Source organism: Hyphomicrobium sp., from assembly GCF_051860585.1.
In the GTDB taxonomy this organism is placed as follows: domain Bacteria; phylum Pseudomonadota; class Alphaproteobacteria; order Rhizobiales; family Hyphomicrobiaceae; genus Hyphomicrobium_C.
Map to the genome: position 1 here is coordinate 38,723 of NZ_JBHYDS010000004.1, position 19,376 is coordinate 58,098.

19 protein-coding genes are annotated in these 19,376 nt (G+C 62.8%); 18 read left to right on the forward strand and 1 reads right to left on the reverse strand.

What is annotated here, in order from left to right; all coding sequences use genetic code 11:
* Positions 1-220: 220 nt before the first annotated feature.
* The 13 genes from moxJ to ACTIFK_RS07850 all read left to right on the forward strand — a co-directional run bounded on the left by moxJ (position 221) and on the right by ACTIFK_RS07850 (position 11,129).
* Positions 221-1,099: a methanol oxidation system protein MoxJ gene (moxJ, locus tag ACTIFK_RS07790; protein ID WP_439542490.1), complete on the forward strand. Its 879-nt coding sequence runs from the start codon at positions 221-223 to the stop codon at positions 1,097-1,099.
* Positions 1,100-1,145: 46 nt separating this feature from the next.
* Positions 1,146-1,730 (forward strand): cytochrome c(L), periplasmic, encoded by a 585-nt coding sequence (gene moxG / locus ACTIFK_RS07795; protein ID WP_439542491.1) that lies wholly within the window; start codon positions 1,146-1,148, stop codon positions 1,728-1,730.
* Positions 1,731-1,826: 96 nt separating this feature from the next.
* Positions 1,827-2,117 carry a methanol dehydrogenase gene (locus ACTIFK_RS07800; RefSeq protein WP_439542492.1) on the forward strand — a complete coding sequence of 97 codons (291 nt, stop codon included), beginning with the start codon at positions 1,827-1,829 and terminating at the stop codon, positions 2,115-2,117.
* Between the two features lie 147 nt (positions 2,118-2,264).
* Entirely contained in the window at positions 2,265-3,314 is a 1,050-nt protein-coding gene (locus ACTIFK_RS07805; protein WP_439542493.1) for an AAA family ATPase, read from the forward strand.
* On the forward strand, positions 3,311-4,246 hold the full coding sequence (locus ACTIFK_RS07810) for a DUF58 domain-containing protein (protein WP_439542494.1): 936 nt from the start codon (positions 3,311-3,313) through the stop codon (positions 4,244-4,246). The genes ACTIFK_RS07805 and ACTIFK_RS07810 overlap by 4 nt, the downstream gene beginning before the upstream one ends.
* Before the next feature lie 6 nt (positions 4,247-4,252).
* Complete coding sequence (locus tag ACTIFK_RS07815; RefSeq protein ID WP_439542495.1) at positions 4,253-5,164, forward strand: nonribosomal peptide synthetase MxaA; 912 nt, start codon at positions 4,253-4,255, stop codon at positions 5,162-5,164.
* Positions 5,161-6,162: a vWA domain-containing protein gene (locus tag ACTIFK_RS07820; RefSeq protein WP_439542496.1), complete on the forward strand. Its 1,002-nt coding sequence runs from the start codon at positions 5,161-5,163 to the stop codon at positions 6,160-6,162. The genes ACTIFK_RS07815 and ACTIFK_RS07820 overlap by 4 nt, the downstream gene beginning before the upstream one ends.
* On the forward strand, positions 6,162-6,773 hold the full coding sequence (locus ACTIFK_RS07825; protein WP_439542497.1) for a hypothetical protein: 612 nt from the start codon (positions 6,162-6,164) through the stop codon (positions 6,771-6,773). Before ACTIFK_RS07820 ends, ACTIFK_RS07825 begins: the two co-directional genes overlap by 1 nt.
* Positions 6,770-7,732, forward strand: coding sequence for a vWA domain-containing protein (locus ACTIFK_RS07830; RefSeq protein WP_439542498.1), 963 nt, complete (start codon positions 6,770-6,772; stop codon positions 7,730-7,732). Before ACTIFK_RS07825 ends, ACTIFK_RS07830 begins: the two co-directional genes overlap by 4 nt.
* Positions 7,733-7,748: 16 nt before the next feature.
* Positions 7,749-8,282, forward strand: a complete 534-nt coding sequence (locus ACTIFK_RS07835) for an SRPBCC family protein (RefSeq protein ID WP_439542499.1) — start codon at positions 7,749-7,751, stop codon at positions 8,280-8,282.
* A 1-nt stretch (position 8,283) separates the two neighbouring features.
* Complete coding sequence (locus ACTIFK_RS07840) at positions 8,284-9,270, forward strand: YncE family protein (protein WP_439542500.1); 987 nt, start codon at positions 8,284-8,286, stop codon at positions 9,268-9,270.
* 29 nt (positions 9,271-9,299) lie between these two features.
* A complete protein-coding gene (locus tag ACTIFK_RS07845; RefSeq protein ID WP_439542501.1) occupies positions 9,300-9,620 on the forward strand; it encodes a hypothetical protein in 321 nt (106 codons plus the stop codon).
* A gap of 309 nt (positions 9,621-9,929) precedes the next feature.
* The gene (locus tag ACTIFK_RS07850; RefSeq protein WP_439542502.1) at positions 9,930-11,129 is read left to right on the forward strand and encodes a serine hydrolase domain-containing protein; all 1,200 of its coding nucleotides are present in this window, start codon (positions 9,930-9,932) and stop codon (positions 11,127-11,129) included.
* Positions 11,130-11,131: 2 nt separating this feature from the next.
* Here ACTIFK_RS07850 and ACTIFK_RS07855 read toward each other — a convergent pair whose 3' ends face one another.
* Positions 11,132-11,935, reverse strand: a complete 804-nt coding sequence (locus tag ACTIFK_RS07855) for a quinoprotein dehydrogenase-associated SoxYZ-like carrier (RefSeq protein WP_439542503.1) — start codon at positions 11,933-11,935, stop codon at positions 11,132-11,134.
* A gap of 82 nt (positions 11,936-12,017) precedes the next feature.
* Between ACTIFK_RS07855 and ACTIFK_RS07860 the strand changes: the two genes are divergently transcribed.
* The 5 genes from ACTIFK_RS07860 (at position 12,018) to ACTIFK_RS07880 (ending at position 19,364) form a co-directional block, all read left to right on the forward strand.
* The gene (locus tag ACTIFK_RS07860) at positions 12,018-13,130 is read left to right on the forward strand and encodes a formylglycine-generating enzyme family protein (RefSeq protein ID WP_439542504.1); all 1,113 of its coding nucleotides are present in this window, start codon (positions 12,018-12,020) and stop codon (positions 13,128-13,130) included.
* Between the two features lie 355 nt (positions 13,131-13,485).
* Positions 13,486-15,366, forward strand: coding sequence for a PQQ-dependent dehydrogenase, methanol/ethanol family (locus ACTIFK_RS07865; protein WP_439542505.1), 1,881 nt, complete (start codon positions 13,486-13,488; stop codon positions 15,364-15,366).
* Between the two features lie 155 nt (positions 15,367-15,521).
* Positions 15,522-17,366 carry a quinoprotein dehydrogenase-associated putative ABC transporter substrate-binding protein gene (locus ACTIFK_RS07870; RefSeq protein WP_439542506.1) on the forward strand — a complete coding sequence of 615 codons (1,845 nt, stop codon included), beginning with the start codon at positions 15,522-15,524 and terminating at the stop codon, positions 17,364-17,366.
* A 139-nt stretch (positions 17,367-17,505) separates the two neighbouring features.
* The gene (locus tag ACTIFK_RS07875; protein ID WP_439542507.1) at positions 17,506-18,102 is read left to right on the forward strand and encodes a c-type cytochrome; all 597 of its coding nucleotides are present in this window, start codon (positions 17,506-17,508) and stop codon (positions 18,100-18,102) included.
* Positions 18,099-19,364: an ABC transporter substrate-binding protein gene (locus ACTIFK_RS07880; RefSeq protein WP_439542508.1), complete on the forward strand. Its 1,266-nt coding sequence runs from the start codon at positions 18,099-18,101 to the stop codon at positions 19,362-19,364. Before ACTIFK_RS07875 ends, ACTIFK_RS07880 begins: the two co-directional genes overlap by 4 nt.
* Positions 19,365-19,376 lie beyond the last annotated feature (12 nt).

The following is a 19,376-nucleotide window of genomic DNA, read 5'->3' on the forward strand; positions in this document are numbered from 1 at the left end:
TCCTGAACTAACGGCCGCCGCAGTGCCGACCTCTCCGGAGAAGCACTGCGGCGGTCAACCGCAATATCACCAAAACGTCGCGAGCCTGCGAGAGACGCACCTGAAGCGTCCGAAGCCGGGTTGCGCGCCGAGCCTAAGCCGCAAACGTCTGGACCCGAGAAGTCCGGATGAAAACAGACGGCGCGCTCGAACCCTCAAGAGGAAACCCAAGGTGAGAGATATGAAGCGTTTCGCCTCCTTCAGCTTCTCGTTCATGAAATCGGGCATGGCCGCGCCCATTCTTGCAGCCGCTCTGTTGACCGGTCCGTCCCTGGCTGCCGACGATGACGTCGACAACGCAAATGTGCTGCGCATCTGCGCCGCCGCAGACGAACTTCCCTATTCGAGCCGCGATGGCTCAGGATTCGAAAACAAGATCGCGACCGCGCTGGCCGAGGCCATGGGACGGGAGCCCATGTTCGTCTATCTGAACAAGCCCGCGATCTACCTCGTGCGCGACCTGCTGGACGTGAAGCGGTGCGATGTCGTCATGGGTCTCGACACCGGCGACGAACGCGTCGCGACGACCAAGCCGTACTATCGCGCGCCCTACGTCTTCATCCAGCGCAAGGACACCAAGCTCGACATCAAGGATTGGTCGAGCCCGGACCTCGCCAAGGCGTCCAAAATCGGTTTCACGCCGGGTTCGCCTGGCCAGATCATGCTCGAGAAGATCGGTCTCTTCCGCGAGCACTTCAATTACATGCACTCGCTGACCAACTTCCAGGACAAGCGCAACAAGTTCACGCGCATTCCCCCGCAGCGGATGGTCAATGAGGTCGCGGACGGCACGGCGGACGTGGCGATCAACTTCGCACCCGAAGTGGCCCGGTACGCGAAAGCCTCCGACAAACTGAAGCTCACCGTCATCCCCGACGACAACACGCGCAGCGACGGCGAGAAGGTGCCGCACCATTTCGATCAGTCGGCCGGCGTGCGCAAGGATGACAAGGTCCTGCTCGCTGCGCTCGAAGCCGCGCTCGAGAAGACGAAGCCGAAGATCGAGGAGATCTTGAAGGAAGAGGGCATCCCGCTCGTCGGCGGATTGCCGCGCTCCTGAGCAGCGGTAGACAACAAAGCACGAAAGAATGGATGGCGATCACAGTATGACGACGAAGAGCAGGACTATTGTTGTTTTGGCGGCGGTCGCCGCTGTTCTCGGCGGTTCGGTTGCGTGGGCGGAAACGTTCCGCAACACGATCACGGGTGAAGATCTCAGGGTGCCAGAGACCGCCAATCCGGAAGGTCGCGATACGGAAGCGGTCAAGCACTTCCTGGAAAGCGGGGTCAATCTCTACACCGAGGTCAAGACATGCCTGCCCAAGGGAGAGGAGGTCTATCTGACCTCGTGCTCCGGCTGCCATGGCCATGTCGGCGAAGGCAAGGTCGGTCCCGGCCTCGCCGACTCCTATTGGACCTATCCGAAGAACAAGACGGACAAAGGCCTCTTCGAGACGATCTACGGCGGTGCGCAAGGCATGATGGGCCCGCACAGCGATCTGACGCTCGATGAAATGCTGAAGTTGATGGCTTGGATTCGCCACATCTACGTTGGTGATGCGGCGGACGCCGATTGGCTGACCGAAGAGCAGAAGAAGAATTTCAAGCCATACAAGCCCGAGGAACACGCGTCCGCGGACGGTAGCGAGAAAGCCGCCGGCGGGGATGAGTGCAAGGTATCCGCAAACTAGCCGGCAAGGCGCCCGAAAAAGGCGCTCCCGGCAGCATGTGGGTGTCAATGCGGATGAAACCGCTCGAAGTCGAAGACGCTATTGGAGGAACGACCCATGACGATCAAGTCTATTCTGACCGTTGCAGCAGGAGCAGTTGTTCTTGCGATCGGAGCCGGCGCCGCCGGCGCCTACGACGGAACCAAGTGCAAGGCTGCAGGGAACTGCTGGGAAGCAAAGCCCGGTTATCCCGACAAGGTGGCCGGCTCTAAGTACGACCCCAAGCACAACCCGGCTGAGCTTGCCAAGCAGCAGGCCGCACTTGATGGCCAGGACGCGCGTAACAAGAAGCGCGCCGAGCACTTCAAGAAAACCGGCAAGTGGGTTTACGACGTTTCGAAGCTCTAAAGGCTTCTTCGTCCTAGTCTCCTCGGCTGCGGTGCCACGCTTGCAAAGTGCTCTGCTTCCTCTCCGAGGGTTCTTGGGGTGCGGCTTCGGCCGCACCTCCTTTTTGAATAGGGCGGCGGGTCGGCTCCGCACGCCGCGAGGTCAACGATGCCTCTCGACAAGGTTGAAAACGGCGACTCGGCCGAACGCATTGACTTGGACGAATGGCGCACGCGCGCCCGGAGGTTCGAAGCGGAAATTGCAAAGGCGGTCGTCGGTCAGCAGCGCGTCATTCGCCTTCTGACGATTGCGCTCTTTGCGCGCGGGCATGTTCTGCTGGAAGGCGACGTCGGCGTCGGCAAGACGACGCTTCTTCGCGCGGCCGCCAGGTGCGTCGGCGGAGCCTATGAACGCATCGAGGGCACCATCGATTTGATGCCCGGCGATTTCATTTACCACACCTATCTCTCCGAAGATGGCCGCCCGCGTGTCGAGGAAGGTCCCGTGCTGCGCGCAGGCGAGGATCTCGCCATCTTCTTCTTCAACGAGATCAACCGAGCGCGCCCCCAGGTGCATTCCCTGCTCCTGCGCATCATGGCGGAACGGAGTGTCTCGGCATTCAATCGCGAATTCCGTTTTCCCCATCTCGTCGTATTCGCCGATCGCAACCGCGTCGAACGCGAGGAGACGTTCGAGCTGCCGGCGGCCGCTCGCGATCGCTTTCTGATGGAAATCTCGATCGGCCTGCCGCCCGACGATGCGACGCGGCGCGCGCTGGCGTTCGACAGCCGGTTCCATGACGGCGACCGGCTGATCGAGCAGCTGCAAGAAGGCGTCCTCGAATACGACCGCTTGAACGATGTCGCCCGCGCCATCCAGAGCGAGATAAAGACCAGCGAGGTGCTTGAGAGCTACGTGCTGGCTCTGTGGCAAGCCGTGCGCAATCCGCATGACGCTGGGATCGAGATTGCGGGGGTCGATACATCTCGGCTCGTTGCGGCGGGCGCCAGCCCCCGAGGCTTGAGCTATCTCGTGCGTGCGGCGCGCGTCTCTGCGTGGCTCGATGGCCGCACGGCGGCGCTCCCGGAAGACGTGCGGGATGTCTTCTTCGAGACCATGGCGCACCGCATTTTCTTTGAACCGGCCTATGAGTTGCGCCGCGAGAGCATCGCGCGGGACCTGGTCGATGCTCTGTTCAAACGGATACCGGTGCCATGATCACGGGCGCCATGAACACGGGTACCAAGACCACGGGCGCCAAGACCGCCAGTCCTGTGACAGCCGGAGACCCGACGGCAGCGAACGCACTGCAAGACCTTCCGTACCGCATCATCTGGCGGAGCCGCGCGTTGCGGCACGGTGCGCATCGCAGCACGCATGCGGGCGCGGGCGGAATGTTTCGCGATCTCGCCAGTCTGCTCGAGTACCGCGACCCCCGCCGCATCGACCTGCGCCAAACGCTGCGCGACCCGTTCGGCGGGCTGCACGTGCGCCGCTTCGAGGAGAGAAGCCAGATCGGTGTCACGATGCTGCTCGACGTGTCGGGCTCGATGGGCTTCGCGGGTGCCGCGCGCAAGATGGGTTTGGCGGCGGATCTCGCGCAGGTCTTCGCTGCGTCGGCGCGGAGAGCAGGGGATACCTTCGCCCTCTATTGCGCCGACGAGGCGATCCGGGAGGATCTGAGCGTTCTCCCACAGCGCTCGCGCGCGGGGGAAACGCAGATGGTCGATGCCATCCGCGGGTACGTCCCGGTTCGCAAGGGTGCGCTCGGGCTTGTGGAGGCCGCGCGCCGCGTGGGCCGCAAGCGTAATCTCGCGCTGGTCGTGTCGGACTTTCTGTTCGCCGAGACGCAGCTCGAAGATCTGTTCGAAGCGCTGAGCGCGCACGATGTCGTGCCGATCCGGATCTCGGACTCCCGCGAGAGTGCGCACTTGCCCTCGTGGGGTCTCCTTGACCTGTCCGATCTCGAAACTGGCCGGCGGCGCCTCGTGGTCATGAGGCCTTCTCTGAAGGCGGAGTGGCAAAGGAGGATCGAGGCACGCCGGTCCCTTTTTCATTCGCTGGCCGCCCGCTACGGCCGCGAGCCGTTCGAAGTCGTGGATCGCATCCAGTGGGATTTGCTGGGTGCGCACCTGGCGGCGGGAGCGTGAGGGATCGTGCGTAAAGCGATGGTCTTTGTCTTTCTCCTGGGCGCCGCGAGCAATGCCGCCGCCGAGGTGCGTTCGGTGCGAACGATCGAGCCGCGGGCCTTCGGTTACTTCCTCGGCGACACGATCACGCGGACGGTCGAAATCGAAACCTCGGCGGATGCCGAGGTCGTACCGGCGTCGCTTCCGCGCGTCGGAGTGTCGAACTATTGGCTGGAACTGCGGTCGCTCGCCACGACTTCGGCAGCACGGGGCGAGGGGCGTGTCCACAAGCTGACGCTCACCTATCAGACGTTCTATGCGCCGATCGATCCGAGGAAGATGACGATTCCCGCGGTCGAGATTGCATTTCGCAGCGCCGGCGGAAGCGAGACCGTAAGCATCCCCTCCTTCACCTTTCTGATGTCGCCGCTTCGCGAGATCTTTCCCGAGAAGAGCGGAGAAACGTCCGAGACCTTTCTGCGGCCGGATGCGCCGGTGGAACTCAGGAAGTCCGGCGGTCTGAGAACAACCGCACTGCTGCTTGGCATCCTCGCCGGTGTCCTCGGATTGCTGCTCGCGCGCGAGTTCGCTTGGTGGCCGTTCCAGCGCCGGCCGGCGCGGCCCTTCTCACGCGCGGCGCGCGAGGTCGGGCGCGCACTGACGCGAGGCGGTGCCGACGGATATCGCGCCGCCCTTCTCGCGCTCCATCGTGCCTTCGACACGGCTGCCGGTCATCGTCTCTTCGCATCCGACGTGAGCGAATTTCTAAAAGCCCACCCCGAACATGACGCAACGCGGCCCCACGTCGAACGGTTTTTTGCCACGTCGAGGGCGGTGTTCTTCGGCGAACGCCAGACCCCGGGGGACCCGGGCCTTCCGTCGCACGAGCTCAGGGATCTCGCATCCAGGCTCGCACGTGAAGAAAGGGCCGCGCGATGAACCTTGCTGTGTCGCAGCCTCTTATCCTGTGGCTGCTTCCGCTCGCGGTGCTGCCGTTGATCCTGTCGGCGCAGCGCCCGCAAGGATATCCCACGCTCGATGGGCTCGAAACCGATCCGCTGTCGGCCGTGATCGACTGGATCTTGCGTCTTGCGGGTGCGCTTGCGATCGCGGCGCTTCTGCTCGGGATTGCCGGCGTGCATCGGCTAGGCGGCACCATCGAGAAAACCGGCGAGGGCGCGCATATCGTGCTGCTCGTCGACCGGTCATCGAGCATGGACAACACATTCGCCGGTCGCGCCCCCGAAGGAAACGAGGAAAGCAAGTCCGCTGCTGCGCGCCGCCTGCTCAAGGATTTCATTCTGCACCGCGAGCACGATCTCGTGGGCGTCGCCGCCTTCTCGACGTCGCCGATGCTGGTGCTGCCGATGACCGGACACAAGGAGGCGATCACGGCGGCGGTCGACGCGATGGACCGGCCGGGCCTGGCCTATACCAACATCGGCCGTGGGCTGGCGCTTGCGCTCGACATGCAGGAGGCGGATACGTCGCTGGCCTCGCGCGCCATCGTTCTCGTGTCGGATGGCGCGGGCGTGATCGACCGGAAAGTGCAGGAGAAGCTGCGCGCAGCCTTCGCCCGCAGGCCGATCAACCTCTATTGGCTGTTCCTGCGCACGCAGGGAACACCGGGCATTTCATCTGTTCCGGCGCCCGGCGAGGAAGATACGCCACAGACCATGCCGGAGCGCCATCTGGACAAATTTTTCAAGTCGCTTGGCGTTTCCTATCGCGCCTTCGAAGCCGAGAATCCGGAAGCCGTCGAGCATGCCATCGACGCGATCGGCAAGCTCGAGCGGAGCGCCATCACCTATGAGGAAAGCATTCCTCACCGGGATCTGAAGGAGTGGGCGTTTTCCATCGCGTTGGCCGCACTGCTGGTGCTGTTGGCCTCGCGACTGTCGGAAGTGCGTCTGGTTTCGGATGCGGAGGGACGCTGATGGCAGAGGCAAGAACAAAGCTGCATCTGATCACGGCGCGCGTGGTGTCGGTCCTGCGCAAAGCGAAGACCTTGGTGCTCGCCGCAACGCTTGCGCTCACGCTCTTCGCGTTTGGCTTGACGGCGTGGCGCTTCCACGAGGCGCGGCGCGACAATGCCAGCATCGCGGCGTTGGCGGCGGGGGAGGACATCCCCATCGACCTGCGCACGGCCTCGGCGGAAGTCCTGTTGGCGCGTTCGCACTATCTGCTGGCGCGCGACAGGTGGGAGGAGGCGCAGGCGGTCCTCGATGCGTCGCACAGGATGCCGGACGGCAGGCAGCGCGCGCGGCTCATTTACAACCATGCCAATGCCCGGATCCGCCAGGCCATCGCCGCCGTCGAGCGCGCCGACAACGACAAGGCCATTCCGCTAACCCGTCTCGCCAAGGACGAGTATCGCCTCGCGTTGCGGCTCGATCCGGACGCCTGGGACATCAAGTACAACTTCGACGTCGCGATGCGCATCGTCCGGGATTTTCCCGGCTATGAGCGTGAGGGCGAAGACATACCGCCGGACGCGCCCAAGCGGCTCTGGACCGACCTTCCTGGCGTTCCGAAAGGGCTGCCATGATGCGCGGGGTTTTGGAGCCGCGCCTCTGCATTTTGCTCGCGGCGATCGCGCTGACCGCCCTCGCGCTGCTGTTGCCAAGCGTTCAACTCACACGGCAAGCCTACGATCTCGTGGCCGTCGTCGATATCACGGGCAGCATGAACACGCGCGACATGACCGTCGCCGGAAAGACCGCGAGCCGGCTGGACGCCGCCAAGTCGGCGCTGCAGCGCTTGCTGACGGGCCTTCCCTGCCAGTCGCGCCTCGGCCTTGGCCTGTTCACGGAGCGTAGAGCGTTCCTGCTCTTCAATCCCGTTGAAGTCTGCGCGAGCTTCGCGCCGCTCGAATTCGCCATTCAGTCGTTGGACTGGCGCATGGCGTGGGAAGGCGACAGCATGGTCGTCAAAGGTCTCTACAGCGCCGTGGCGATAGCGGATGATCTCAAGGCCGATCTGCTGTTCTTGAGCGATGGCCACGAAGCGCCGCCCCTGCCGCCCGGAGCCGGCCTTCCCGATTTCGAGGGAACGGTCGGAAAGGTGAAGGGCCTGGTGCTCGGCATCGGCGGCAAAGACAAAGTGCCCATGCCGAAGTTCGATGACGACGGCCATGAGACCGGCTCCTACGGCCCCATGGATGTGCCACAGGAAAACCATTCCGGCCCGCCGCCGCCGGATGCGGAGCTGAGGCCCGGCTATCATCCGAAATGGGCGCCGTTCGGAAGCGATGCCGGGCAGGGCGATGAGCATCTGTCATCGGTCAGAAGCGATCACCTCGCCGCGATCGCCGCCAAGTCCGGCCTGGTTCACGTCGACCTGATCGATACGCCTGACATTGTTGCTGCCTTCGAAAACGACGCCCGTCCGCGGCCGGTCGAGGTCGCTGTTGATATCCGCCGCGTGCCGGCAGCGCTCGCGCTTGCGCTTCTGATTGTCCTTTACGCCGCGCCGGCGCTCGTGCGCAGCGGTCATTTCAAAATCTAGAAAGATGAGGTCACACATGACGAAATTCGCACAGGTGATGGGAGCCATGGCGCTTTGGCTCGGCGCTGCCGCTCCGGCACTGGCCCACGGCCCCACCCCGCAGAAGGCGGAGGTCAAAGTCACCATCGCCGCGCCGCCCGCCAAAGTATGGGCAGTGCTGAAGGAGTTCGGCGACGTCAGCTGGAACGCCGCCGTGAAAAAAACCGAAGCGAGCGGCGGAAACGGGAACGGTGCCACGCGCACGATTTCGTTGGAGACCGGCAACCTCGTCGAAGGCCTCGACGAATACAGCGCCAAGGACATGTCGTACGGCTATCGGCTTTCGACCGAGAACCTCGAAGCCATGCCGGTCAGCTTCTACTCCGCGACGATTGCGGTGACGGCGGCTGGCGAAGGCAGCGAGGTTACATGGATCGGCCGCTTCTATCGCGGCGATACCGGCAACTTCCCGCCGGAAAACCTGAATGACGAAAGCGCCGTCAAGGCCATGACCGGTTTCATGAACAGCGGTCTCGAGTCGCTGAAGGCAAATGTCGAAGGCAAGAGTTGACGTGAGACGAGTGCGCCACCGCTGGTCGGGGTTTGCCGCTGCAATCGTGGCGTCGCTGTGCCTACTCGGACAGGGTACGGGCGCGGCGGCAGATCGCGTCTACGTTCTCAGCCAGACGGGAGCCGCGTTGAGCGAGATCGTCGAGGGCGCGGACGTTGCGTCTGAAGCCATTGCGCTCGAAAAAGCTCCGGCGGCGATCGCAATCGCTCCGGACGGGGGCCTTGCCTATGTCACGCATCCCGATCTCTCGAAAGTCTCGGTCGTTGATCTCGTGCGGAAACGCGTTCTGCGAACGATTAAGTCACCCGGCTCGCCGTTCGGTGTGGCGATTGCGAGAAACGGACGTCTTTTCGTTGCCGACTGGAATGGGTCGCACGTCTCCGTCGTGGAAGCGGACGGCGGGGCGGCGGCAACGACGGTGCAGGTCGGACGCGCGCCCGCCCACATCCTTCTCACGCCAGATGAGAGCCTGCTGTTTGTCGCCAACCGCGAAAGCGACAGCATCAGTGTCGTCCGCACGGCGGATCTGACGGTCGTGGCCACCGTTCCCGTGGGGCGCGCCCCATTTGCGATGGCGCTCTCACCCGATGCGAAGCGCCTCTACGTCGGGAATGTCCAAAGCGGCACGGTCTCGGTGATCGACACGGCGACGTTCGACGTCGTCGGCGTTTGGCAAAGCGGCGCGATGCCCTACGGCGCGGCTGTGATGGACGACGGATCGCGCGTCCTCGTCACCAACCAACAGGCCGGCACCGTCGCCGTTTTGTCGGACCAAGGCGCTCCACCGGTGCACATCAAAGTCGGCGCCTATCCCGAAGGCGTCGGCATCGCCGCGGACGGCGCCCGGTGCTACGTGGCGAACTGGTTCTCCGACGACGTGTCCGTAATCGATCTTGCAACGCTCAAGGAGGTTCGCCGCGTGAAAGTCCCGGGCGGGCCGCGCGCCATCGCCGTGTGGCGCCCGGAAATTGGAAAGCGTGCGCGCTAACGCAGGGAGATCGCAGGATGCAATCGAGGTTGGAGATCAGAGCGGCGCTGGTGATACCGCTGATCCTGGGGTTCGCCGCCGTTGCCGAGGCAGGTAAATATTGTGGCGACCCTGTCGAAAGCGGCGTGACATCCGAAGCCACTCAAGAGAAAGCAATGATCGCGGCTCAGGAGTGGTGGTCCTCCCGGGCAGGCGCGCTCGGTCGTGGTTACGAACGCTGGAACAACGCGACGGATCAATCGATGGAATGCAGCAAGGACGATCGCGGCAACTTCCATTGCAAGGCATCCGGCCGCCCCTGCCTCCCGGAGGGCACGCTTCCCGAAAACGTGCCGAAGATAGACATGTAGTTTCGGGTCGAGCGCGGGGCCCCACATCGCCGAGGGAAGCAATGTGGCCATGTGACAGGGAAACTTGGCAAACCATATCGGGATGTCGTCCCGTAGTGGACCGACGGGGCGTTGCCTAAGGTCCGCTGGCTTGCAGCGAAGCCGGGCGTCGAGTGATCGGTCTCCTCCTTATGTTTTCTCGACGCCCGGCCTTTTTTTGCGAGATGGCGGGCGCCCGCAGAACTCGGAGCGAGGCTGGTGGTCTCGCGCCGGGTTGTTTGATTGCGCAATTGTTTCTAGTCTTGCCGTCTTTGGCCAAGCCGTGGCGGCATGAATCATAACGTCAAGCGCCCGCTGATCGCGCCGTTTCGCCCGTGGCTGGTGTGCCTGAAGGGCGCGGCTGCACTTGCGTTCGCCCTTGCGAGCTATTCCCCGTCACGCGCAGCGGACTGGCCGCAAGAGAAGACCTCGGGCGCGGACGCCCTGGTCGCAAACTTTCTCAACGAACTCGACCGGCAGGCACCGGAGCGTCCGAAAACATCTCTCGTTTACGGTGTCGCGACTGCCCGCGGGCTCGTAGCGTCTCGCGGCTATCGGGAGGCTGCGCCGGGTGTTCCGGCGACTGCCCATACCGTTTACCACGTCGGCTCCCTCGCCAAGCAGTTTACGGCGGCCGCGGTGCTCGATCTCATCGCACGCGGCGCGACGCTGAGGGACGGCACGCCAATTTCGCTGGATCTTCCGATGTCGCGTGTGTTCTCGGGCGTGGCTCACTGGCCGGGCTTGCGTACGGATCTCGACCAGCAGCCGATCACGCTGCGCACGCTTCTGACAATGACATCCAATCTTCCGAACTTTACGCGCCGTCCCCCCGCATCGACGGACCCCTGGGGCCGGATTGCCGCGCCCGATTTGTTGTCGGAGATCAAGAAGCTCGCACCCTCAGGCTGGCCGAATACGTTCGAGTATTCGAACACCGGCTATTTCCTGCTCGCCGAAGCAATAGAGGAGGCCGTCCTGCCGGGCGAGGCTGTGCCGAAGTCGCACCACCGTTATTTGCGGGAGGCCATCTTTTCCGTTGCCGGACTTGCTGAAACCGGGTTCGTCGGAGAGCCCGTGCCGGGTTCCGTCGCGGCGGCAGCAATCTACAGGACCAAGCCTGTCTTCGACCAACCGGATTGGCTCAAGGGCAGCGCGGACATCACAAGCTCCGTTGCAGACCTTGCGCGCTGGAACGCTGCGCTCATGGATCGAAAGATAATTCCAGCAGATCTCCAGAAGGAGATGTTCTCGGACGCCGCGCGGGTCACACCTGAAACCTATTACGGCATGGGCTGGTTCATCGAGCACGGCCCCGACATGGACATCTATAGCCATTCGGGGCTCGTGCCCGGTTTTACGGCCTACAACATCATCGCGGCACATCCAGGAACATCGGACTGGATCTCAGTTTCGGTGTTGATCAATACCGATGTCAGCGAAGGAATTGACGTGCTTGCGCGCGATCTTTTGAGGATTGCACAAGAGTAGGATCATGACCCGCTCTTGGCCGGTCGATTGCTGAATTCGCCGCCGTCGTTGTCGCGGGCGTTGACTTCGATCACATCGCCGGGACGCGCACCGTAGCTGAAGCGGAAATTCGGGTTTTCGGAGATCGAAATGCCGCCCTCCATGCGGAACAACAGCGTGCCGGCGTTTTTTATTTCCAGGTCATTGACGAAGCGGGCAGGGACGAAACCGCGCGAGATGGGGTCCATCTGCATGCCGGTGAAATTCGGGTGCTTGATCTTCACCTGTGTTTCGCGCCATGCGTCGCCGCGCAACGGCTCCGACAGCGTCTTGATGTCGATCCGGCCGAGCCCGGCCAGCGCCGCTTCCATGTCCTTCGACGGGATCGCGGAACAGCCGCCGGCGCCTGCAACAAATCGGGTTGCCATATGCAGCGTTCCGTCGGCCGTCTCGACGATGGCGCGAACGCGCGAGAAGCTATCGATGCGAATGCGCGTCGCCAACTGACGCTCTCCGACATCCGCGCCGTTGCGGAAGGCGTCTCCGAACTTGAACGTGGCAGCGACCGGCGCAGGATTGCGTTCGACGAGCAGCGTCATCGCCACGATCGTGCGCGAGGTAGCGGACGGAAAGCGTACGCTTACGGGCACCAGCGCCGCATCCTCGGCATTCTCCGGCGCAAAAAGGGCGACTACGCCATCGTTTTCAGCGATCGCACGCTCGCCGAAGAGCTCTTGCTTCAGCCCCGGCCAAAGGTCTGGGTCGGCGGCCCAGCATTGCGATGAGAGGAACAGCAACGCGAATGCGAGAAACGAGCGACGGATCATGTCGGATCTCCACGGCCGGCTTATACTTGATAATAGAAACACTATAACATAAGTGTTCACGCGATCTTCGAGGGATGATTGCATGAACGTCGCTAGGACATTTTCCCGATCGGCTTTGAGTGCGTGCATTGCGCTCGTGTTGGCGAGCGCGCCCCTCCAGGGCGCGGAACGCACGGCTGATATCGCCGCCGCCAAGGATGGCGCAACGCTCGAGGCGATTCTCGCGGCGAACCCGCAATTAAAAAGCGATGTCGCGGCGCGCGCCGGCGAACTCGGCCTCGCCGTGATCGCCTTCACCACAGGATCGAAAGAGAAGCCTGCCGGCACGTCTCGCATCGCGGGCGGCGCCAAGCCGTTCAGCGATTGTGCGGAAGTCTGCCCGACCTTGGTTGTCGTGCCGGCATCGCCGAAGGGGTTCAAGATCGGCTCACCCGAAAGCGAGCCGAACCACATGGATGACGAACGGCAGCAAGACATCTCGATCAAGCCGTTTGCCATCGGAGCCATGGAAATTACGGTTGCCGAATACAGGGCGTGCGTCGCCGGCGGGGGCTGCAAGCCGCCAGAATGGCTCGAGGTCGGCGGACAGCACAACATCGAGACCGGGGCGAGCCGCTACTATCGCAACCTGGGCGACAACCTGACCGCGCCGGGCCAGCCGATCGTCGGCGTCAGTTTCGAGGATGCGACGGCCTATGCCGCTTGGTTGTCTGCGAAGACAGGCCATTCCTATCGCTTGCCCTCTGAAGCCGAGTGGGAGTTTGCGGCCCGCGCAGGTACAATCACAGCCTATTGGTGGGGTGACACGCTTCCGGCGGACAACGTTCGCGCGGCCTGCACCGCCTGCGGCAGCGAATGGGATGGCAAGGCGCCCGCTCCTGCCGATGCGTTCGGGCCGAACCCATGGGGTCTCTTCAACGTGCATGGAAACGTCTGGGAATGGACAGCAGACTTCTACTGCGACGACTACGCCTCTGGCCCGAAGGACGGCTCGCCGCGCAGCAGCGACGATTGCGCCCCCGTTGGCGATCAGCCGCCCGCGCGCGGTGTGCGAAGCATGCGGGGAGGGTCCGTCTTCTACTCTGCGAAGGTCATGCGTTCGGCGATGCGGGCCCGCAACGTGCCTGACTTCAGAAACTTCAGCGTTGGTTTTCGCATCGCACGCGAGTTGAAGAATCCGATCAATAGTCCGTGATCGGGAAATCCTCCCCGCGTCAGTGGGACATTTCCCTCTCGCGGTTCTGGTATAACATCCCTAGCGTCGGCTCTGTTGGTAAGGACAATCGCGCAAGCACATTCATCGCGAATTGCATGCGTTTGGCTTTTGACCGACGCTTGTGTTTTGAACGCTAGGGAGCAGAAGCGCGGTCCACCTGCAGCGAACGCCGCATGGAATAAGGCTCATTCAAGAGCCGTGATCGCATTGCCAAAGTCACATAGTCGCGTGAGCGGGCCGCTCGAGGTTTCTTGCTGAACCTTCTGAGCGGGCGGATGTGCTTTGCCTGTTTCCTCAATTCGCAAGCCTGTGAAGCTAGGAGAGGAGACCGGAAATGACGAAAAAAATGGGCTTGCTCGCGGGCGGCCTCATGTTTGCGATGCTGGGACTTGCCGTCCCTGCGTTTGCAAATGACGAGGTCGACAAGCGCGCAGCCGACCCCAATCAGTGGGGCTCGCCGGGCCGCGACAATGCGCTGACGCGCCATTCGCCGCTGAAAGACATCACCACGGGCAACGTCGATAAGCTGCAGATGGTCTGGTCGCAGTCGACCGGTGCTCTACGCGGTCATGAAGGCCAGCCGCTGTTCATCGAGGATGTCGGCGGAAAGCCGATGCTGTTCTTCGTATCGGGTTGCCCGAACATGGCTCAGTGCAACATCGCGCAGGGCCTGGATCTCTCGGATCCCGACCATCCCAAGCAAATCTGGAACTACGTCAAGACGACGGACCGCGACGAGTCGGCCGTGCCGCGCGCCTGCTGCGACACCGTCAACCGCGGACCGGCTTATGCCGATGGCAAGCTCTATTACGGTACGCTCGACGGCTTCCTGATCGCACTCGATGCCGCCACCGGCAAAGAGGCGTGGGTTGTGAAGCACGCCTGGCCCGAGAAGGGCGAGACGAGCACGAGCGCTCCGCTCATTGCAGACAACCTGGTGATCCTCGGCTTCGGCGGCGACGAGTTCGCAGCCCGCGGCCGCGTCACGGCCTATGACCTCAAGGACGGCAAGAAGGTTTGGGAGTGCCATTCGACGGGCTCCGACAAGGACGTCTGCCTGACGCCCGAGACCAACAAGGCCAACCCGCACTACGGCACGGCCGGCCAGGACCTCGGCATCAAGACGCACCTCGGCGAGGACTACAAGATCGGCGGCGGCGCGGCTTGGGCTTGGTTCAGCTACGATCCTGAACTCAAGATCGTCTACTACTCGACCGGCAACCCGGGTCTCTGGAGCCCCTCGTATCGCTGCTCGAAGAAGACGCACGAAGAGTGCAACACGGGCGAGTTCGACAACAAGTGGTCGATGACCATTTTCGCCCGCAAGGTGGAAACCGGCGAAGCCGTCTGGGCCTACCAGATGACGCCCTTCGACCAGTGGGACTACGACGGCGTCAACGAGAACATGCTTGTCGACATGGATGTGGACGGCAAGAAGCGCAAGGCTCTTGTTCACTTCGATCGTAACGGCTTCGCTTACGTTCTCGATCGTGCGGACGGCACGCTTCTGCGCGCCCACAAGTACGTGACGACGGATTGGGCGGAGAAGGTCGACCTCAAGACCGGCCGTCCGGTCAAGGTGCGTGAGCACTCGCCGCTGGAGCGTGGCCGCAACGTTGCTGCTTGCCCGTCTGCGATGGGCGGCAAGGACCAGCAGCCTTGCTCCGTTGATCCGGCCGATCCGACCAAGTTCTACTGCCCCACCAACAACTGGTGCATGGAGCTTGAACCTCAGGAGCGCACGCACACGCAGCAGGGCACGGTCTACGTGTTCGCGAACGTGTACATGTATCCCGAGAAGCCGGGTACGACGGGCAAGATCAAGAAGTTCGACGTGCTCAGCGGCAAGGCGGACTGGGAGATCCCGGATCCGTATCCGAACTGGGGCGGCACCATGGTGACCGACGGCGGCCTGATGTTCTACGGCTCGCTTGGCGGTGACTTCCGCGCTGTCGACCGCACGTCGGGCAAGGTGCTCTGGAGCCGCAAGCTCGCCTCCGGCATCATCGGCAATCCGATCACCTACAAGGTGAAGGGCAAGCAGTACGTCTCCATCCTCGCCGGCATCGGCGGTTGGATTGGCGTGCCGGTGACCGCAGGCCTCGATCTCAACGACAAGTTCGGTGCGATCGGTGCAACCGCGATGACCAAGGCTGCCAACCTCGACAAGATCCCGCAGGCAGGAACCCTGTTCACCTTCCGGGTCTACGAGTGATTGAGCGACTGAAGTAACGGAACGCCCGGCGTCTCGCGATGCCGGGCGTTCTCATGTCCGTACGGGAAGCGTTCAACGGAACTTGATCGTGCCCGCCGGGTTGATCGCTTGTTGCCCGCGTCGCGCAACGATATAGAGTTACAAGAAAATTTCACATGAATGGGAAGTGTGTCACCGTGAGGCCGTTTCGTTTTCTGGCGTCGATGGTTGCTGCGGGAGCCGTATTTGGCTTCAGCTTCCACGGCGCGTTTGCGGCCGATCCTGGCTTTCGGGCCAACAAGGAATTCGACGAGCTGACGGCCGCGGAAAAGACGGCGGCGAAAGCGGCGGGAAAGAAGGCGTTCGAAACGAAAAGCTTCGGCGCGCTCCGTGTCTGCGGCGATCCGGGGAACATGCCGCTCTCGTCTAGTGATGGACAGGGCTTCCAGAACAAGATCATGGCGGTGCTCGCCAAGGCGATGGGCACGCAGGTCATCAATTTCTGGCGGCCGTACCTCGAGCGGGGCATGACGCGCCAAACCTTTGAGACCAACGATTGCGATGTGCTCGTCGATATGCCGACCGTGTACGGCGGCGTGCTCACGACCAATCCTGTCTATCGCACCACCTACGTTCTCGCCTGGAAGAACGATCGCGGTCTGGACATCGCGGGCCTGGATGATCCGAAGCTCAAGGATCTCAAGATCGGCGTCTATCAGACTTCGGCCATTCGGGAAGTTCTGAAGCGGCGTGGCATCAGCACGAATGTCGTCGTGCATACGGTCAGCCACAACGGCGATCTCCTGCCCGAGCAGCAGCCGACCTATCAGGTGCAGCAGGTCGTGGACGGCCGGCTCGACGTAGCGGCGGTGTGGGGGCCATTCGCCGGTTGGTTCCGCACCATGAAGGGCGCGCCGTTGGCCGTGCTCCCCGTCAACCTCATGGAAGACGAGGTGCCGCTCGAATTCGATCTGTCGCTCGGGGTGCGGCCGACCAACGTCGTGTTGAAGTTCGCGCTCGACTATGCATTGGACGCAAGCCGGAACGAGATCGAAAAGATCCTGCGCGATTATGGCGTGCCGCTTGTCAAATGCAGCAAATGCGTGGTTCCCGGAGACCTGCCCGCGCACGGCTCCTATACCAAGCCCTTCGAAATCAGCCAAGGCCCGAAGGTCGAGGCCTCGCCCGATCAGCGCGTCACGCGTGAGCGTCTGGAAGCGTGGCTTGCAGAGGGCGCAGAGGTACAGAGCGAACTCGCAAATGCCGTTCTGGCGTCGGACGTCGACCGCATCCGCTTCCTGATCGAGAAAGGTGCCGACGTCAACAAACACGACGCACAGGGTTACGGCGCGCTTCAGGCGGCCGCGCGCAACCGGAACGACAAGATCATTCCGCTCCTCATCGAACTTAAGGCCGACGTCAACGGTCGCGACAGGGATGGCTTCACCGCGCTCATTCATGCGGCGGAACGCAATCATGTGCCGTCGATAAAGGCGCTCGCCGCCGCCGGCGCGAACCTCGAGGAGTCGGTCGACGGCGGGTTCGGCCCGCTGTCGCTGGCGATCGAAAGCAGCAAGTTTCTTGCCGCAAAAGCGCTGATCGAGCTGGGGGCGTCGGTCAACGCCACTGCCGGGACCGATCGCGTGACGCCGCTCATGGTTTCGGCAAGTCAGCTTGCCGTAGGTGAAGCCGCCAAGGAAATAGAACGGCGGCAGGGATTGCGCTCGACCGATGTCGCGACGGCTCTGATCGATCGCGGCGCCAACGTCAACACGGTGAACGTTCACGGCGTCAGCGCTTTGATGATCGCCTCGGCGCGCGGCAACCTTCCGATGATCGGCCTGCTGCTGGAGGCGGGCGCCGATCCAAATCTCAAATCGGATGCCGGAAAGACGGCGGTCGACATCGCCCACGAGAACCTCAACGAGGACGCCGTCAAGTCGATCAAGCTGTTCCAGTCCACGATCTCGGAGCGCGCCCAACCGGACGGCGCGGATGCCGGCGGAAAGGACAAGCTTTGAGTGCCCCGGCCGGCATCGGGATAGGAAGCGCTGACGACGAATCATCTCTGCAACACGGGGAGAGAGACAGGGGCAGAGGCCTCGCTGCCACTGGCACTTTTGGGAGGCGAAGTTCGTCAATGACACAAGGGATCGAAACGTGAAAAGCCAATTCCTAAGGCTGCTGCTTGCAGCAGCGCTCTCAGCCGGAGCGTTCGTCGGTGCCGCAGGCGCCGCAGACGCACCGTCGCCTGCAGAGAAATCGGAGCCTGCAGCGGCTGAGAAATCTCAGCCTGCGGCTCCGGAAGCGGCTCCTGCTGGAGATGCTGCGGCTGCCCCGGCAGCCGGTGGCGCACCGATGAAGCCGATCGACCGCGTCAACTCGACCGAGAAGGGCACGCTCAAGAACCCCTTCAGCTCGACGGACAAGGCCATCACCGACGAAGGTCACAAGATCTATATGGGGCTGTCCTGCAACGGCTGCCACGGTGGCGGCGGCGGTGGCGGCATGTGCCCGCCGCTCACGAACGAGACCTGGGTTTACGGCGGCGACGACGACACGCTGTTCCGCCTGATCACCCTCGGCAGTCAGGAGTTCAAGAAGAAATATTCGGTCGAGCGCAAGGGTCAGGAAACCGTCGTCGGTCCGATGCCGCCGTTCGCCGAGATCATGGATGACGAAATCAAGCTCTGGAAGGCCATCGCCTGGATTCGTACCGTTTGGTCAGGCCGCGCCGAGAAGAAGGTGTGGCAATGACGGAACGGCGGCTGCCGATCCCGGCTCAGTATTTGAAGCTCGGCTCGGCGGCCGTCGCGTTGTTTTTTGTCGGCTGGATGGCGGCGGCGGTCCCTGCCGTTGCCATCCCCGAATCTCCGGCGCAGGCACCGGAAGGCGCGCTCGTGACCCGGATTCTCTATGTCGGGAAGCGCTATCCTGAACCGCTGCCGCTTTCACTGCTGGACAAGGTTCTGACCGACGAGGGCGTGCAGGGCGCGCGGCTCGCGATCAAAGAAAACAATATGACGGGCCGGCTCATCGAGCAGCATTTCGAACTCGCCGAACTGATCGCGAAGTCGGACCAGGACATCGTGCCGATGGTGCAGGCCGAACTCGCCAAGGGGCAGGGCCTGATCGTCGCCGACCTCGAGCCGTCCGATCTGCTGGCGGTCTCCGATCTCCCGGAAGCGAAGGGCGCCGTCATCTTCAACGTGCGTTCGAGCAGCGACGAGTTGAGGCAGGAGAACTGCCGGCGAAACGTCTTTCACATCATTCCGAATTGGGCCATGCGCGCCGACGCGCTGGCGCAGTATCTCTCCTGGAAGAAATGGCGCCGTTGGCTGGTCGTCTATGGGACGACGCCGGGCGACAAGGAATACCTGGCGGCCATCCGGCGCGCGGCGCAAAAGTTCGGCGCGAAAATCGTGGATGAGCGGTCGTATGCGTTCGACGCCGGTTCGCGCCGCACGGATTCAGGCCATCAGCAAATCCAGACGCAGATGCCGATGCTCACGCAGGGCGCGCCGGACTACGACGTGATCTTCGCGTCCGACGTCGGGGAAGCGTTCGGCGACTACCTGCTGTTTCGCACCTATGAACCGAGGCCGGTCGTCGGCTCGCAAGGACTGCAGGCCGTCGCTTGGCATCGGTCCTTCGAGCAGTACGCCGGTACGCAATTGCAGAACAGGTTTGAGCGCCAGACCAACCGCGCCATGACGGAGCGGGATTTTACGGCCTGGCTCGGCGTGCGCGTCGTCGGAGAAACGGTCACGCGGACGGGAAAGAACGCACCCGCCGATATCAACGCCTACATCCTCTCCAAGGATTTCGAGGTCGCAGGCTTCAAAGGCGTCGGGCTTACGTTCCGCGGCTGGGATCACCAGATGCGCCAGCCCGTGCTTCTCTCCGGCCCGCGCACATTGGTCTCGATATCTCCGCAGGAAGGGTACCTGCATGAAAAATTTCTGACCGACACGCTGGGCTTCGACGAGCCCGAAACGAAGTGCCGGTTTCAAAAATAGCCCGATCGAGGA